Annotated in this window: 16 protein-coding genes and 1 tRNA gene; 7 read left to right on the forward strand and 10 right to left on the reverse strand. The window is 68.7% G+C overall.

The features are described 5' to 3' along the window. Positions 1-136: 136 nt before the first annotated feature. The 5 genes from G524_RS15250 (at position 137) to G524_RS0107180 (ending at position 5,450) form a co-directional block, all read left to right on the forward strand. Positions 137-1,777 carry a putative bifunctional diguanylate cyclase/phosphodiesterase gene (locus tag G524_RS15250; protein ID WP_245561320.1) on the forward strand — a complete coding sequence of 547 codons (1,641 nt, stop codon included), beginning with the start codon at positions 137-139 and terminating at the stop codon, positions 1,775-1,777. A gap of 94 nt (positions 1,778-1,871) precedes the next feature. After that, positions 1,872-2,681 (forward strand): diaminopimelate epimerase, encoded by an 810-nt coding sequence (dapF, locus tag G524_RS0107165; RefSeq protein ID WP_036857618.1) that lies wholly within the window; start codon positions 1,872-1,874, stop codon positions 2,679-2,681. Next, positions 2,678-3,883 (forward strand): MiaB/RimO family radical SAM methylthiotransferase, encoded by a 1,206-nt coding sequence (locus G524_RS0107170; RefSeq protein WP_027443106.1) that lies wholly within the window; start codon positions 2,678-2,680, stop codon positions 3,881-3,883. The genes dapF and G524_RS0107170 overlap by 4 nt, the downstream gene beginning before the upstream one ends. After that, positions 3,880-4,806: a signal recognition particle-docking protein FtsY gene (gene ftsY / locus G524_RS0107175; RefSeq protein ID WP_027443107.1), complete on the forward strand. Its 927-nt coding sequence runs from the start codon at positions 3,880-3,882 to the stop codon at positions 4,804-4,806. Before G524_RS0107170 ends, ftsY begins: the two co-directional genes overlap by 4 nt. Further along, positions 4,806-5,450 (forward strand): inner membrane-spanning protein YciB, encoded by a 645-nt coding sequence (locus tag G524_RS0107180; protein ID WP_027443108.1) that lies wholly within the window; start codon positions 4,806-4,808, stop codon positions 5,448-5,450. Before ftsY ends, G524_RS0107180 begins: the two co-directional genes overlap by 1 nt. Here the strand turns inward: G524_RS0107180 and G524_RS0107185 are convergent. The 10 genes from G524_RS0107185 to G524_RS0107230 form a co-directional block, all read right to left on the reverse strand. Next, positions 5,447-7,384: a potassium transporter Kup gene (locus G524_RS0107185; RefSeq protein WP_051220970.1), complete on the reverse strand. Its 1,938-nt coding sequence runs from the start codon at positions 7,382-7,384 to the stop codon at positions 5,447-5,449. The genes G524_RS0107180 and G524_RS0107185 overlap by 4 nt on opposite strands. A gap of 126 nt (positions 7,385-7,510) precedes the next feature. Next, on the reverse strand, positions 7,511-8,158 hold the full coding sequence (locus G524_RS0107190) for a tetratricopeptide repeat protein (protein ID WP_027443110.1): 648 nt from the start codon (positions 8,156-8,158) through the stop codon (positions 7,511-7,513). Beyond that, positions 8,155-8,586, reverse strand: coding sequence for a cytochrome c-type biogenesis protein (locus G524_RS0107195; protein WP_027443111.1), 432 nt, complete (start codon positions 8,584-8,586; stop codon positions 8,155-8,157). Before G524_RS0107195 ends, G524_RS0107190 begins: the two co-directional genes overlap by 4 nt. Continuing rightward, positions 8,583-9,113, reverse strand: a complete 531-nt coding sequence (locus tag G524_RS0107200) for a DsbE family thiol:disulfide interchange protein (protein WP_027443112.1) — start codon at positions 9,111-9,113, stop codon at positions 8,583-8,585. Before G524_RS0107200 ends, G524_RS0107195 begins: the two co-directional genes overlap by 4 nt. Before the next feature lie 6 nt (positions 9,114-9,119). After that, the gene (locus tag G524_RS0107205; RefSeq protein WP_027443113.1) at positions 9,120-11,102 is read right to left on the reverse strand and encodes a heme lyase CcmF/NrfE family subunit; all 1,983 of its coding nucleotides are present in this window, start codon (positions 11,100-11,102) and stop codon (positions 9,120-9,122) included. A 40-nt stretch (positions 11,103-11,142) separates the two neighbouring features. After that, on the reverse strand, positions 11,143-11,604 hold the full coding sequence (gene ccmE / locus G524_RS0107210; protein ID WP_027443114.1) for a cytochrome c maturation protein CcmE: 462 nt from the start codon (positions 11,602-11,604) through the stop codon (positions 11,143-11,145). Between the two features lie 13 nt (positions 11,605-11,617). Then, positions 11,618-11,758, reverse strand: coding sequence for a heme exporter protein CcmD (gene ccmD, locus G524_RS16985; RefSeq protein ID WP_169447836.1), 141 nt, complete (start codon positions 11,756-11,758; stop codon positions 11,618-11,620). Beyond that, positions 11,758-12,519 (reverse strand): heme ABC transporter permease CcmC, encoded by a 762-nt coding sequence (gene ccmC / locus G524_RS0107220; protein ID WP_027443115.1) that lies wholly within the window; start codon positions 12,517-12,519, stop codon positions 11,758-11,760. Before ccmC ends, ccmD begins: the two co-directional genes overlap by 1 nt. Before the next feature lie 109 nt (positions 12,520-12,628). Next, on the reverse strand, positions 12,629-13,696 hold the full coding sequence (locus tag G524_RS0107225) for a Glu/Leu/Phe/Val family dehydrogenase (protein ID WP_027443116.1): 1,068 nt from the start codon (positions 13,694-13,696) through the stop codon (positions 12,629-12,631). A 59-nt stretch (positions 13,697-13,755) separates the two neighbouring features. Beyond that, positions 13,756-13,832 (reverse strand) — tRNA-His (locus G524_RS0107230). A gap of 235 nt (positions 13,833-14,067) precedes the next feature. On the opposite strand from G524_RS0107230, the gene G524_RS0107235 reads away from it, so the two are divergent. Both G524_RS0107235 and G524_RS0107240 read left to right on the forward strand, forming a co-directional pair. Then, positions 14,068-14,703, forward strand: coding sequence for a prolyl hydroxylase family protein (locus G524_RS0107235; RefSeq protein WP_027443117.1), 636 nt, complete (start codon positions 14,068-14,070; stop codon positions 14,701-14,703). Continuing rightward, a complete protein-coding gene (locus G524_RS0107240) occupies positions 14,700-15,020 on the forward strand; it encodes a TraR/DksA family transcriptional regulator (RefSeq protein WP_245561321.1) in 321 nt (106 codons plus the stop codon). The genes G524_RS0107235 and G524_RS0107240 overlap by 4 nt, the downstream gene beginning before the upstream one ends. Positions 15,021-15,081 lie beyond the last annotated feature (61 nt).

Below are 15,081 nucleotides of genomic sequence, written 5' to 3' on the forward strand. Positions count from 1 at the left end.
TTAACCCGATCTTCAGCGCAATCTGCGAAGGTCTGCAAGGCAAGCCAGACTTGGCGGCCCGCCCGCGGCCTTTCGGGCGAGGCCGCCGGTGATGGGGCAAGAGGCGTTGAACGAGCACGAGCCAGAACGACCCTTGGTGAGCGCCGAGCGCGATCTGATCGCGCTGGGCATTGCCGCTGCCGCCTGCATCCTGCTGGTCGGCACCGGCGGCTCGCTCGTCGCCCGCGCGCTCGAGGCGCTGCTGGGCGAGGGCCGCCAGCCCGATGTGCTGCTGGTCAATGCCCTCTTGCTCAACCTTGCGCTGATGATCTTCGGCTGGCGGCGCTACCGCGAGCTGACCCGCGAGATCGCCGAGCGCCGCCGCGCCGAGGAGCGCGCGCGGCTGCTGGCTAATACCGATCCGCTCACCCAGTGCCTCAACCGGCGCGCCATGCTGGCCGCCACCGAGGCCCTGCGCCAGCGCGCCCGCGCGCGCGGCGAGGCGCTGGCCTATTGCATGATCGATCTCGACAATTTCAAGCAGATCAACGACGTGCACGGCCATGCCGCCGGCGATGGGGTGCTGGTGATGCTGTGCCAGCGCCTGCGCGACCTGCTGCCGAGCGAGGCACCGCTGGCGCGGCTTGGCGGGGACGAGTTCGCCTTTGTCCTGCCCTATCCGCCGCAGCACCCCGAGCGCATCGACGATCTTGTCATCCGCCTGTTCGAAAGCATGGCTGATCCCTTCCGCCTGCCCCAGCTGACGGTGGAACTGACGCTTTCGGTGGGGATCGCGGGCGACCATGATCCCATCGGGGCCGAAACCCCGGCGAGCGATGCCGCGGCACTGATGCACCGGGCCGACATGGCGCTCTACCACGCCAAGAAGGAGGGGCGAAACCGCTTCTTCTGGTTCGATCCCAGCATGGAGGCCGAACTGCGCTTCCGCCACCAGCTTGAAACCGGCATCCGCCGCGGTCTTGCCCGCGGCGAATTCGTGCCCTTCTACGAGCAGCAGATCGATGTCGAGACCGGCGCGCTGGTGGGCTTTGAGATGCTGGCGCGCTGGCAATCGCCGCAGCTGGGGCTGGTCAGCCCCGAAATCTTCGTGCCGATCGCCGAGGAGATCGGACTCATTTCCGAGCTTTCCGAACAGCTCATGGCCAAGGCCTTTGCCGAGGCGCGCGAATGGGACGAGAGCCTGACGCTGGCGATCAACATCTCACCGGTGCAGCTGCGCGATCCGTGGTTCGCCCAGCGTCTGCTCAAGCTGCTCGTCAGCGCCGGCTTTCCGCCCCACCGGCTCGAGGTCGAGATCACCGAAAGCTGCCTGCACGAGAACATCACCCTGGTGCGCGCGACGCTCGCCTCGCTGCGCAACCAGGGGGTGCGCATCAGCCTCGATGATTTCGGCACCGGCTATTCCAGCCTCGAGCAGCTGCGCAGCCTGCCCTTCGACCGCATCAAGATCGACCGCAATTTCGTGCGCGAACTGCGCCAGCCGGGGCCGCGCTCGCCGATCATCGAGGCGATCATCACCCTGGGGCGCGGGCTCGATCTGCCGATCACTGCCGAAGGGGTGGAGGATGCCACCATTCTCGAGAGCTTAAAGAGCCTCGGCCGCCTCAAGGCGCAGGGCTATGTCTACGGCCAGCCCGAGGATGGAGAGGCGGTGCGCGCGCGGCTCAGCGCCGCAGGCAAGCTCGCCCCGCAGGCCGGGCGTCCGCCAGCCGGGGCGGCGGGCACGCCCGGCGGCGCTTGCGAAGCGACAAGCCAGCCGCGCAGCGCGCAATCCTGATCGCCCGCCCGCGCCCTGAGCGCGCGGGGCTGGACGCGAGGCGCGCGCGGGCATAGAGGCGCTCGGCGTGAGTGACACCATCCCCTTCGTCAAGATGCACGGGCTCGGCAATGATTTCATCGTGCTCGATGCCCGCACAGCGCCGCTGCCGCCGCTCACTCCTGCGGTGGTGCGCGCGCTCGCTGACCGGCGCACCGGGATCGGCTGCGACCAGTTGGTGCTGCTCGAACCCGATGACACGCACGCCTTTCGCATGCGCATCTTCAACCGCGATGGCAGCGAGGTGGGCGCCTGCGGCAATGCCGCCCGGGCCGTGGCGCTGCTCCACGGCGCGCCGGTGACGATCGCCACCGGCGGCGGGCCGATCACGCTCACACCCGAGGCGGGCGGCGCCGCGGTGGATATGGGCACGCCCCGGTTTGACTGGGCCGCGATCCCGCTTGCCTATCCGCTCGACACCTTCGCCATGCCGGTGGGCTGGGACGGGCTTGCGGCGCCGATGGCGATCAATGTCGGCAATCCGCATGTGGTGTTCTTCGTCGATGATGCCGCGGCGGTGCCGCTCGCGACGCTGGGGCCGATGATCGAGCACGACCCGCTGTTTCCCGAAAGGGTCAATGTCAATGTCGCGAGCCTCGCCGGAAAGGATCACCTGCGGCTGTTCGTCTGGGAGCGCGGGGCGGGGCTCACCCGCGCCTGCGGCACCGGCGCCTGCTCCAGCGCCGTGGCGGCGATCCGCAAGGGGCTGGCCGCAAGCCCGGTGCGCGTGTCGCTGCCCGGGGGCGATCTCGTCATCACCTGGCAGGAGGGCGGCAGCATCCTCATGCATGGCCCCGCCGCGGAGAGCTTTCGCGGCCAATTCCGCTGGCAGGACTATGCCGCGCCCACCGGGGCGCACACATGAACGCGCCCAGGGTGATCGCGCTCGGATGCCGGCTCAACCTTGCCGAAGGTGAGCGGCTGCGCACCCTGCTGGCGGGCAAGAGCGATCTCGTGGTGATCAATTCCTGCGCGGTCACCGGCGAGGCGCTGCGCCAGACCCGCCAGGCGATCCGCCGCGCGCGCCGCGCCCAGCCCAGCGCGCGGCTGGTGGTAACGGGCTGCGCCGCCGAGATCGACCGCGAGGCGATCGCCGCCATGCCCGAGGTCGATGCCCTGGTGCCCAACGCCGCCAAGCTCGATCCTGCCGCCTGGAGCCTTGCGCCCTTACCCTCGCCCACGCCCTCGCCTGCCCGCGCCGCGCGCGCGCCTGCCCCGGCGCGCACCCGCGCCTTCGTGCCGGTGCAGAACGGCTGCGATCATGCCTGCACCTTCTGCGCCATTCCGCAAGGGCGCGGGCCAAGCCGTTCGGCAAGCCTTGCCGAGGCCTTGCGCGCGGTCGAGGAGGCGCTTGCCGCAGGGGCGCGCGAAGTGGTGCTCACCGGGGTTGACCTTACCAGCTGGGGCCATGATCTTCCCGGCACCCCGCGGCTCGGCGCGCTGGTGCGCGCGATCCTCGATGCCTTCCCCCAGCTTGCCCGCCTGCGGCTCTCCTCGCTCGACGGGATCGAGATCGACCCGCTGCTCTGTGAACTCATCGCGCAGGAAGCGCGGGTGATGCCGCATCTCCACCTCTCGCTCCAGCATGGGGCCGATCTGATCCTCAAGCGCATGAAGCGGCGGCATTTGCGCCGCGATGCGCTGGAACTGGTGGCCCGGCTCAAGGCCGCGCGGCCCGAGATCGCCATCGGCGCCGATCTCATCGCCGGCTTTCCCACCGAAACCGCGGCGCACCACGCACAGAGCCTTGCGATCATCGATGAACTCGAGATCGTCCATGCCCATGTCTTCCCCTTCTCGCCCCGCCCCGGCACCCCGGCGGCGCGAATGCCGCAGCTGCCGCGCGATCTCGTCAAGGCCCGCGCGGCCGAGCTGCGCGCGCGTGCCGCGGCGCGGCGCAGCGCCTGGCTCCACAGCCTCGTGGGCCAGCCGCTCGAAGTGCTTGCCGAGCGCGGCGGCACCGGCCATGCCCCCAACTTCGCCCCCGTCGCGCTGCCCGCGGGCACGGCGCCGGGCACGCTCATCACCCTTACCCCAAGCAGCCTTCAGGAGGGCCTGCTCGCATGAGTGAGACCAGCTGGACGGAGCGCCTGCTCGGCGGCTTTGCCAAGACCTCGCAGCGCCTTGCCGCCAACCTCGCCGGCGCGGGCGGCGCCAGCGCGCGGCTCGACGAGGCAACGCTCGATGAGGTCGAGGATGCGCTGATCCTCTCCGATCTCGGCCCCGCCGCGGCGCGGCGCATCCGCCAGCGCCTCGCCGACAAGCGCTTCGGCCTCGAGATCACCACCCGCGAACTGAAGGAGGCCGTGGCCGAGGAGATCGCCGCGATCCTGCGCCCGGTGGCCAAGCCGCTCGAGATCACCGCCTTTCCGCGCCCCCAGGTGATCCTGGTGATCGGGGTCAATGGCTCGGGCAAGACCACGACGATCGCCAAGCTCGCCCACCTGTTCAAGGAGGATGATTACGGCGTGCTGCTGGCCGCGGGCGACACCTTCCGCGCCGCCGCGATCGGCCAGCTGGCCACCTGGGCCGAGCGCATCGGGGTCGATATCGTCAAGGGGCCGGAGGGCGGCGATCCGGCGGCGATCGTGTTCGACGCGGTCAAGCAGGCCACCGCCAGCGGCATCGACGCGCTGATCGTCGATACCGCCGGGCGCCTCCAGAACAAGACCGAGCTGATGGACGAACTGGCCAAGATCCGCCGGGTGCTGGGGCGGCTCAACCCGGCAGCCCCGCATGATGTGGTGCTGGTGCTCGATGCCACCAACGGGCAGAACGCGCTCGCCCAGATCGACGTGTTCCGCGAGGTCGCGGGCGTGACCGGTCTCATCATGACCAAGCTCGATGGCACCGCGCGCGGCGGGGTGCTGGTGGCCGCGGCGGAGCAATATGGCCTTCCGATCCATGCCATCGGGGTGGGCGAGAAGATGGATGACCTGAGGCCCTTCGATCCCGATCTGGTGGCCCGGGTGATCGCGGGGGTGGCGTGATGGCTGACGGCGAAGGCAGGAAAGCGGCCTCGAGCTGGCTCAATGTCGCGGTCGATTATGGCCCGCTGCTGGTGTTCCTTGGCGTCTATCGCTGGAAGGCCCCGGCCGATCCCGATCCGGTGGGCGAGCTTTCGGCGATCATCGCCGGCACCGCCGCCTTCATGCTCGCCGCGGTGATCGCGCTTGCCGTCTCGAAGTGGCGGCTCGGCAAGGTCTCGCCGATGCTGTGGTTTTCCACCGCGCTCATCGTCGGCTTCGGCAGCCTCACCATCTTCTTCGGCGATCCCACCTTCGTGCAGTTGAAGCCGACGATCATCTATGCCTGCTTCGGGATTGCGCTCCTTGGCGGGGTGCTGGCCGGCAAGGCGCTGCTCAAGGTGCTGCTCGAGGCCGCCTTCGAGGGCCTGACGGATGAGGGCTGGCTGAAGCTCTCGCGCAACTGGGGGGTGTTCTTCCTCGCCCTTGCCCTGCTCAACGAGGGGCTGCGCGCGCAGCTGAGTTTTGAAAGCTGGCTGTGGGCCAAGCTCTGGGTGTTCCTGCCGCTCACCTTCCTCTTCACCTTCAGCCAGATCCCGCTGCTGATGCGCCACGGCATGAGCCTTGAGGGCCAGGCAGAGGCGGGCGATCCTCCGGCCGAGGGCTAGATCTCCACCTGGCTGCCCAGTTCCACCACCCGGTTGGTGGGCAGCTTGAAGAACTCCATCGCGCTCGCCGCATTGCGCAGCATCCAGGCGAACAGCTTTTCGCGCCAGATCGCCATGCCGGGCTTGGAGGAAGGCAGCAGCGTCTGGCGCGAAAGGAAGAAGCTCGTCTGCATCATGTCGAAGGGCGCGCCGCACAGATCGAGGCGCTTGAGCAGGCTGGGCACGTCGGTTTCCTCGAGGAAGCCGCAATTGATCGTCACCCGGTAAAAGCCGTTGCCAAGATCCTTGCACTCGTAGCGCTCGGCCTCATCGACATAGGGCACGCCCTGCACCGCCACGGTGAGGATCAGCACCCGTTCGTGCAGCACCTTGTTGTGCTTGATGTTGTGCAAGAGCGCGCTGGGCACGCCGGTATTGGTCGAGGCCATGAACACCGAGGTGCCCGGCACCCGGGTGGCGCTGTTATGCGCGCTCTTGGCGAAGATCTCGATCGGCAGCTCGCTCTCGGCCATGCTCGCGCGCATCAACTCGCGCCCGCGCGACCAGGTGGTGAGCAGGGTGAAGATGACAAAGCCGATCAGCAGCGGCACCCACCCGCCGCTCGGCACCTTGACGAGGTTGGCGCCGAAATAGGCAATATCGACGATGAGGAAGGCCACCACCAGCGGCAGCGCCTTCCACCACGGCCAGCGCCACAGGCTGAACAGCACGCCGGCCAAGAGCAGCGTGTCGATGAACATCGCGCCGGTCACCGCGATGCCATAGGCCGCGGCAAGGTTGCTCGATGACTGGAAGAACAGCACCAGCAGGATCACCATCACCATCAGCCCCCAGTTGATCACCGGGATGTAGATCTGCCCTGCCGCCGCGGCGCTGGTGTGGCGGATTTCCATGCGCGGCATGAAGCCGAGCTGGATCGCCTGCTGGGTGAGGCTGAAGGCGCCCGAGATCACCGCCTGGCTGGCGATGATGGTGGCGAGCAGCGCGAGGATGATCACTGGGACGCGCACCATATCGGGGATCATCAGGAAGAAGGGATCCTCGATCAGCACCGCGGCGGCCTCGGGCGAGGTCTGCGAGAGGATCAGCGCGCCCTGGCCCATGTAGTTGAGCATCAGCGCCGGATAGACGAAGGTGAGCCAGGAAAGCGCGATCGGCTTGCGTCCGAAATGGCCCATGTCGGCATAGAGCGCCTCGGCCCCGGTCACCGCCAGCACCACGCTGCCCAGCGCAATGAAGGCGACATAGCCATCGGTGATGAAGAACTGCACCGCGTTGAGGGGATTGATGGTCGCAAGAATGATCATCGGGTTGGCGATGAGATGCATCACCCCCAGCGTTGCCAGCATGGCAAAATAGGTCATCATCACCGGGCCGAAGAGCTTGCCCACCCGGTCGGTGCCGCGCGATTGCAGCGCGAACAGGCAAACGAGGATCGCCACCGCGGTGGGCACGATCCACGGCTCGAAACCCGGGACGATATATTGCAGCCCTTCGGTCGCCGAGAGCACCGAGATCGCCGGGGTGATCATGCTGTCGCCATAGAACAGCGCGGTGGCAAACACCCCGAGCAGCACCAGCGGCCCGGTCCACCCGGCCTTGTCCGAGGTACGCTTGATCAGCGCCAGCAGCGCCAGGCTCCCGCCCTCGCCGCGGTTGTCGGCGCGCATGATGGTGATGACATATTTGACCGTCACCCCCATCATCATCGACCAGAACACGAGGCTGAGCACCCCGTGGATGTGCTGCGCATCCGGCTCGATACCCGGCACCCCATGGTGCGAGGCAAAGGTTTCGCGAAAGGCATAAAGCGGGCTGGTGCCGATATCGCCGAACACCACCCCCATCGCGCCGATCGCCAGCGTCAGGGTGGAGGCGGCATGGGCATGGCCATGCCCGGCCTTGGGATCGGCGATTGTGGAAGTGGTGCTCATGGCAAGCGGATTTCCCGTCAACTCGGTACTGCCCATGGGGCCGGTGCGACTCCGGCGATCAAGGGCGCGCGCCTAGCACCAGCCTTTCGCACCTGCAACATCGGCCTTGCCGCTGACCCGCAGCCGTTATCGGCCCTGAAGCATCGGGGCGCGCGCGATCATCGCATCGAGCCGTGCGACCGCGGCCGCCAGCCCCTCGCGCCACGGCGCATCGGCGGGCGAGCGCGCCACCAGCCCGGCCCAGATGTCGCGCGCGGCGCGCACCTCGCCGCTCTGGAGATAGGCATAGCCGAGGAAATATTCCGCCCCCGGATGGGCCGGATCGATGGCCCGAGCGCGGTTGAAGGCCTCGACCGCCGCCGGGGTGACATTGCCATCGGCATGGCCGATGAGCGCGAGGCCGAGCGCGAGCCAGCCTTCAAGATCGCGCGGGTTTTCGGCCAGGCCGCGCTGGAGCAGGCCGGCGGCATCGGCAAACTGCCCGCGCCGGGCAAAGGCATCGGAGGTGACGATATAATCGGGCGGCGGCACCGCACGGTCGAACAGCGCGGCGCGGCCCTCGACCATGGCTTCGCCCTCATTATTCATCGCCCCGCCGGGGGCCTTGGGGGCCGCGGCAAGCCCGGGCGAACCCTGCCAGGCATAGCCCGCAAGGCCAAGCGCCAGCACCGCGCCGAACAGCGCCAGCCCTTCGCGCGGCAGGCGCAGCACCAGTACCGCAAAGGCAAAGGCGCCAAGCGCCAGCGCGCCGACCGCAAGCCAGGTGGCGATCATGCTTCCTCCCCCCCCGCCCCGCCGCGGCGCCGCCCGAGCCGGCGCAGCAGCACCCCGGCGGCGATCAGGATCACCAGCGCGGGGATCACGAAAAGCGGCCAGGTGGTGGTGCTGACCCGCGGCTCGTAGCTGACATAGTCACCATAGCGCGCGATCAGCCAGGCGCGGATCTCCTCCGGGCTTTCGCCGGCAAGGATGCGGCTGCGCACCTGGTGGCGCATGTCACCGGCCATCGGCGCATCCGAATCGGCGATCGATTGCGACTGGCACTTGAGGCAGCGCAGCGTGTGCATCAGCGCGGCGGCCCTGGCCTCGAGCGCCGGGTCTTCAAGCTGAGTATAGGCGTAAGGGGCAGGCGGCATGGTGTCCTGCGCCAGCGCCGGCAAGGCGATGAGGGCCGCGAGAAGGACGAGCAAAGCGCGGATCATTTCGCCTTCTCCAGCTCTTTCAGCAGCAGCGGCACGTGTTCGGGCCGAATATCGCCGATGTGCTGATAGCGGATCACGCCCTTGGCATCGATCACGAAGGTCTCGGGCACGCCCGAGGAACCGATCGCCAGCTGCACCTCGGAAATGGGATCGGCGCCGATGCGGCTATAGGGATTGCCATGGCGGGCAAGGAAGGCGGCGACATCCTCGGGCCGATCGCGGATGGCGATGCCGACGATTTCGACCCCGCGTGCCTTGAGCGCCTCGAGCTGGGGCGCTTCGGCGATGCAGGGCAGGCACCAGCTTGCCCAGATGTTGAGCAGGCGCGGCTTCCCCCCGACGAGATCGGCCCGCGCAAGGCCGGGCAGCCCGGCAAAGGCCGGCTGAAGCGCGAAATCGGGCAGCGGCTGACCGATCATCGCGCTTTCGACGAACTGGTCCTTATCCTGCGTGAGCATATAGGCGGCAAGGCCGGCGAAGAAGGCGAACAGGCCAAGCGGCACCCACAGGGCAAGACGGCGCGCCATGAGAGCCTATTCCGCCGGAACCGGGGCGCCGGCAAGCGCTTCGAGATCGGCCCGCCGCGCCGCGCCCTGGCGGCGCGCCATGCGCCGCTTGAGATCGACCCGCACCCGGCCCGCGATCGCCAGCACGCCGCCGAGCGCAATCAGCATCCCGCCATACCAGATGAAGGTGACAAAGGGCTTCCACCACAGCCGCAGCTGCCAGCGCCCATCGGCGGCCTGATTGCCGATCACCGCATAAAGCTGGCCGTTCCAGCGGGTGAGGAGCGCGCTTTCGCTGGTCGATTGCGGCGGCGACCAGAAATTGCGCGCCTGGGGGGTGAGGATCACCGGCGCGCCATCACCTTGGCGCACCGCAAGGCGCGCCTCGATCGCGGTCCAGTTGGGCCCGGCCACGGGCACCACGCGCTCGAGCGTCACGGCAAAATCGCCAACCTCGACACTGCCCCCTGGCGCCACCGCGGCGAGGCGCTCCTTGGTGAAGGCGCCTTCCGAGGCCATGCCGAAGAGCGCCACCGCGACCCCAAAATGCGCCAGCACCATGCCCCAGGTCGCCACCGGCACGCGGGCGAGCCGGCGCCCGCGCAGCGGCAGGAAGGCCGCAACGCCAAGCCCCGCGGCAAGGCCAAGGCCAAGGAGCGGCAGGAAGGGGAAGGAGCCGAAGAAGCTCACCGCCGCGATCACGCCGATGATGAGCGCGGCCACCAGCATCACCTCGAACTGGATGCGCTCCGGCCTGTCCGCGCGCCAGCGCAGCAGCGGGCCCACCGCCATCACCAGCAGCATCGGCACGGCAAAGATCGCGCTCGCCGGGTTGAAATAGGGCGGGCCGACCGAGACGCGCACGTCAAAGGCTTCGGTGAGCAAGGGATAGAGCGTGCCCAAGAGCACGATCCCCAAGATCGCCGAGAGCATGACATTGTTGAACACCAGCGCGCCCTCGCGGCTCAGCGCGGCAAAGCGCTTGCCTTCGGCCACCGCTCCGGCGCGCAGGGCAAAGATGGCAAAGGCCCCGCCGATATAGAGCGCGAGCAGGCCGAGGATGAAGGCCCCGCGCTCGGGATCGACGGCAAAGGCGTGCACGCTGGTGAGCACGCCCGAGCGCACCAGGAAGGTGCCGAGCATCGACATCGAGAAGGCGAGCACGCCGAGCATGATCGTCCAGGTGCGCAGGGCATCGCGCGCGGCGAGCACGCTCACCGAATGGAGCAGCGCGGTGGCCGCGAGCCAGGGCATCAGCGAGGCATTCTCGACCGGGTCCCAGAACCACCAGCCACCCCAGCCCAGCTCGTAATAGGCCCAGTAGGAGCCGGCGGTGATCCCCAGCGTCAGCAGCACCCAGGCCCCCAGCACCCAGGGGCGCATCACCCGGGCAAAGGCCGGGCCGACCGCGCGGGTGAGCAGCGCCCCCATCGCCAGGCTGAAGGCGACCGAGAGGCCGACATAGCCGGCATAGAGCGTGGGCGGGTGGAAGGCGAGGCCGATGTCCTGGAGCAGCGGGTTGAGGCCGCTGCCCTCGGCGGCGGGCACGGGCAGGCGCTCGAAGGGGTTGGAGGACAAGAGCAGGAAGGCATAGAAGCCGAGCGCGACGAAGCCCTGCACCGCCAGCGTCGCGCCCAGGGTGCGCTCGGGCAGGCGGCGCTCGAAGGCGGCGAGCAGGCCCCCGGAGACCGCCAGCACCGTGACCCACAGCAGCATCGAGCCCTCATGATTGCCCCAGGTGCCGGTGAGCTTGTAGATGAAGGGCTTCATCGAATGCGAATTGGTCGCCACCAGCTTGATCGAAAGATCGGTGACGGCAAAGGCATAGAGCAGCATGGCAAAGGCAAGGCTGGCGAGCAGCGCCTGCACCACCGCGGCCGGGCGGGCATAGAGCGCGAGCGGGCTTGCCGCGCCCTCACCCCCGCGCAGCGCCGCCGCCCCGGCAACGAGCTGCAAGGCCGCGAGCGCCGCTGCGAGCCACAGGGCGGCAAGGCCGATCTCGGCGATCATCGCGCCGCCTCCGGGCGCACGGGCTTGCTGCGTGGCACGATCAGTTCAGCCCCACCGTGGTTTCAGAGGCCATCTTGGCCGCTGCCGCCGTGTCCATACCCTCAAGCTCGCGGGGCACATAGTTCTCATCGTGCTTGGCCAGGAGGTTGGTGGCGCGGAACACCCCGTCCGCCCCGAGGCTGCCCTCGGCCACCACGCCCGAGCCTTCAACGAACAGATCGGGCAGGATGCCGGTGTAGCGTACCGGGATCGCCGCATCGCTGTTGCCGGTGACCCGGAAGGTGACGGTGACGCCATCAGCAGCGGTGGTGAGCGAGCCCTTCTCGACCATGCCGCCGAGCCGCACCGCCTGGCCCACCGCGGGCGGATCAGCCGCCATTTGCTCGGGCAGGTAGAAATAATTGGCCTGGTTGCGCAGCGCCCAGGCGGCAAGCAGGCCAGCCCCGATGATCGCCACCAGCGCGATCACCACCAGCACAAGGCGTTGATGCTTGGCCTTCATCGTGTGCTCCCTGTCAGCGCCGCCGCGTCGCATCGCGCCGCGCCTCGGCCCGGTGCATGGCGCGCCAGGCCCAGATGATGAGCGCGCCAAGCGCAATCGTAGAGACGGCATAGGCGAGGATCACGAAATCCCATTGGTCGAGTGCCTCGCGCATCAGGCCTGCTCCATTGCCACGCCCGCCGCCGCCGGCGGCGTCTCATCCTCGAGCGCGCGGCGGCGCAACCGCGCTTCGACCTGACCCTCGGCGATCAGCGTGCGCATCCGCATCAGCACGATCCCGCCGAACAGCAGCGAGAAGCCCAGCACCGCCACCAGCAGCGGCACCAGGAAGGTCGCCTCAATCGCGCTCTTGCCTGCGGTGATGCTGGGCGGCTGGTGGAGCGAGTTCCACCACACCACAGAGCGGTTGATGATCGGCACGTTGATCGCGCCGACCATCCCGAAGATCGCGGCAATGCGGCTCGATCCGCCCTCGCGGCTGGCCGCCTCGGTGAGCGCCAGATAGCCGGCATAGAGGAACAACAGCACGAGCATGCTGGTCAGCCGCCCGTCCCATTCCCACCAGGTGCCCCAGGTGGGCCGCCCCCAGATCGAGCCGGTGGCAAGGCAGATGGCGCAGAACACCATCCCCGGCACGGCAATCGCGCGCGCGGCGATGGCGGCGAGCGGATGCTTCCAGATCAGCAGCATGGCAGAGGCGATCGCAATCCCCGCCCAGCCGCCCATGCCGAGCCACGCGGCCGGCACGTGGATGAACAGGATGCGCACGGTCTCGCCCATCAGCCGGTCGGGCGGCACCGCCAAGAGGCCCCAGCCAACCGCGCCGAGCGCAATCACCAGCCCGCTCCAGAACAGGAGCGGGGTGAGCCACTTGGCCAGCGACAGGAAACGGGTGGGATTGGCGTAGATGTGCATGATGGGTCGCTTTGGCGCGGGGGCAGCCTTACACCCGAACCGGACGATAAGGCAATTCACCCAAGGGCGAATTCGTTCCCGCCGCCAAGGCCCGATCAGCCCCGACCGATCAGCCCCGCCCGATCAGCTTCTGCGCCATGCGGTCGGCCACCACGTCGGCAGGTTCGCCGCGCGCCGCGCTTTCCTGCCAGATGGTCTCGAGCCGCGCGGGGATCTGGCCGATCAGCCGGGTGACCTCGGCAAGATCGGCGCGGCGCCCTTCGCGCCGGGCGAGATATTCGATCCCCACCGAGATGATCCCCCCGGCGTTGATGACGTAATCGGGGGCATAGAGGATGCCGCGCTGTGCCAGCAGCGCGCCGTGCTCGGGCCGGGCAAGCTGGTTGTTGGCCCCGCCCGCCACGATCGCGCAATCGAGCGCGGCAATGCGCGCCTCATCGAGGATGGCGCCCAAGGCATTGGGGCTGAAGACATCGCAGGGCGTTGTCATGATCGCCTCGCTCGGCACATGCGCCGCGCCCAGCTCTGCCGCCAGCGCCGCAGCGCGGCCCGCATCAATATCGGCAAGCGTGAGGCGCGCCCCGTCGCGCGCCAGCAGCCGCGCCACCCCGCCGCCAACGCTGCCCGTGCCCTGGAGCGCCACATGCACCCCGGCAAGGCTGTCCTTGCCGAGCTGGTGGCGCACCGCCGCCTTGATGCCGAGATAGATGCCTTGCGCGGTGAACGGCCCGGGATCGCCCCCGGCCTCGCCCGCGCCCTTGACCGGCAGGCCGGAGACATGGACGGTGCGCGCGGCGATCGCCACCATGTCAGCTTCGCTCATGCCGACATCCTCGGCGGTGACATAGCGCCCGCCGAGCGCCGCGATCGCATCGCCGAAGGCCGCGAGCATGGCCTGCGTCTTGGTGCGCTCAGGGTCGGCCAGGATCACCGCCTTGCCCCCGCCCAGCGGCAAGCCGGCCATGGCGTTCTTGTAGCTCATCCCGCGCGCGAGCCTGAGGCAATCGCGCATCGCCGCGGCCGGATCGGCATAGTGCCAGAAGCGGGTGCCGCCCGCCGCCGGGCCGCAATGGGTGGAATGGATCGCGATGATCGCGGTCAGCCCGCTTGCCCTATCGTGCACCAGCTGCACCAGTTCGTGCGCGTCAAAATCGGGCTCGGCCCAGAAAGCGGTCATCACAATCCCCTGTCGGGCGCGGAGCCGGGCGGCACGACGAGAACGGGGTGAAGGACGGATGGGGCGACCAACGGGGTTCGAACCCGTGACCTCCGGTACCACAAACCGGCGCTCTAACCAGCTGAGCTATGGTCGCCACACGCCCCGTGCCCGCATAGCACCTTCCCGGTGCGTGCCAAGCCCGCGCGAGGCCGCGCGGATTACCCATGGCGCGCGGGCGGTCAAGCCCGCGGGGCGCGGGGCAAGCGCCTGTTGCACAAAGCCCCCGCCAAGGGAAGCGAAAACTGCCACGCGCGCAGCTTCGCGCAAGATTGTTGCGCACGCCGCCGCGCCATTGCCAAGCCCGGCGCGGCTTCTATCCTCACGGAGCCATGCTCGCCGCTGCCGATTCCATCGCCGCCCGCCTCGCCGCGCACCCGGGGATGCAGCGCGTGCCTACCCCCAAGGCCGAGCTGTTCCAGTGCCGCCGATTCGCCAACCCGGAGCTGTGCGCGGCGCTGATCGACCTCATCGAGCGCGACCGGCGCCCCTCGACCATCGCCGATGACAATGGCGATCCGCTGTTCCGCACCAGCGAGACCTGCGATCTTGCCGCCGATTTCGCGCCGGCGCAGGAGGTCGAAGCGCTGCTGAGCGCGGTCTCGGGGCTAGATCCGGCCTTTGGCGAGCCGCTTCAGGGCCAGCGCTATGCCGTGGGGCAGGAGTTCAAGCCCCATACCGACTATTTCGTGCCGGGCGGGCGCGACTATCACAAATATTGCAGCCTTTCGGGCAACCGCACCTGGACCTTCATGATCTATCTCAATGACGTGCCGGCAGGCGGGGCTACCCGCTTCAAGCTGCTCGACAAGACCTTTCAGCCCGAGGCGGGCAAGCTCCTTGCCTGGAACAACCGGCTCGCCGATGGCAGCATCAACCCGATGACGCTGCACCACGGGATGAAGGTGCGAAAGGGAATCAAATACGTGATCACCAAGTGGTATCGCGAGAAGGAATGGAGGGGATGATGCAGGACTATTCTGATCTGGCCGCCAAGCTGCGCGCGCGGCTGGCCGAACTGACGGCACGGGCCGACGAGATCGAGGAGGATCTGCGCCATCCGCTCGATCCCGATTTTTCCGAGCAGGCGATCGACCTTGCCGATGACGAGGCGCTCGAGGGGATCGACGAGGTGCTGCGCGCCGAGGCCGCACAGGTGCGCGCCGCGCTCCAGCGGATTGCCAATGGCACCTATGGCATCTGCGCCAATTGCGGTGCCGAAATCCCGCGCGCCCGGCTCGAGGCCCAGCCGGTGGCGACGCGCTGCGTCAACTGCGCTGCCTGAAACGCGAAAGGCGGCCCCGCAAGGCCGCCTTCCCCTGCGCCGCGATCACGCGGCTGCGCGC

Source organism: Erythrobacter cryptus DSM 12079 (genome assembly GCF_000422985.1).
Taxonomy (GTDB): Bacteria; Pseudomonadota; Alphaproteobacteria; order Sphingomonadales; family Sphingomonadaceae; genus Erythrobacter; species Erythrobacter cryptus.

What these genes read in the sequence shown, in the direction of transcription:
- dapF (WP_036857618.1), top strand. Translation starts at nt 1,872, where the DNA reads ATGCACGGGCTCGGCAATGATTTCATCGTGCTCGATGCCCGCACAGCG.
- G524_RS0107170 (WP_027443106.1), top strand. Translation starts at nt 2,678, where the DNA reads ATGAACGCGCCCAGGGTGATCGCGCTCGGATGCCGGCTCAACCTTGCC.
- ftsY (WP_027443107.1), top strand. Translation starts at nt 3,880, where the DNA reads ATGAGTGAGACCAGCTGGACGGAGCGCCTGCTCGGCGGCTTTGCCAAG.
- G524_RS0107180 (WP_027443108.1), top strand. Translation starts at nt 4,806, where the DNA reads ATGGCTGACGGCGAAGGCAGGAAAGCGGCCTCGAGCTGGCTCAATGTC.
- G524_RS0107185 (WP_051220970.1), bottom strand. Translation starts at nt 7,384, where the DNA reads ATGAGCACCACTTCCACAATCGCCGATCCCAAGGCCGGGCATGGCCAT.
- G524_RS0107190 (WP_027443110.1), bottom strand. Translation starts at nt 8,158, where the DNA reads ATGATCGCCACCTGGCTTGCGGTCGGCGCGCTGGCGCTTGGCGCCTTT.
- G524_RS0107195 (WP_027443111.1), bottom strand. Translation starts at nt 8,586, where the DNA reads ATGATCCGCGCTTTGCTCGTCCTTCTCGCGGCCCTCATCGCCTTGCCG.
- G524_RS0107200 (WP_027443112.1), bottom strand. Translation starts at nt 9,113, where the DNA reads ATGGCGCGCCGTCTTGCCCTGTGGGTGCCGCTTGGCCTGTTCGCCTTC.
- G524_RS0107205 (WP_027443113.1), bottom strand. Translation starts at nt 11,102, where the DNA reads ATGATCGCCGAGATCGGCCTTGCCGCCCTGTGGCTCGCAGCGGCGCTC.
- ccmE (WP_027443114.1), bottom strand. Translation starts at nt 11,604, where the DNA reads ATGAAGGCCAAGCATCAACGCCTTGTGCTGGTGGTGATCGCGCTGGTG.
- ccmD (WP_169447836.1), bottom strand. Translation starts at nt 11,758, where the DNA reads ATGCGCGAGGCACTCGACCAATGGGATTTCGTGATCCTCGCCTATGCC.
- ccmC (WP_027443115.1), bottom strand. Translation starts at nt 12,519, where the DNA reads ATGCACATCTACGCCAATCCCACCCGTTTCCTGTCGCTGGCCAAGTGG.
- G524_RS0107225 (WP_027443116.1), bottom strand. Translation starts at nt 13,696, where the DNA reads ATGACCGCTTTCTGGGCCGAGCCCGATTTTGACGCGCACGAACTGGTG.
- G524_RS0107235 (WP_027443117.1), top strand. Translation starts at nt 14,068, where the DNA reads ATGCTCGCCGCTGCCGATTCCATCGCCGCCCGCCTCGCCGCGCACCCG.
- G524_RS0107240 (WP_245561321.1), top strand. Translation starts at nt 14,700, where the DNA reads ATGATGCAGGACTATTCTGATCTGGCCGCCAAGCTGCGCGCGCGGCTG.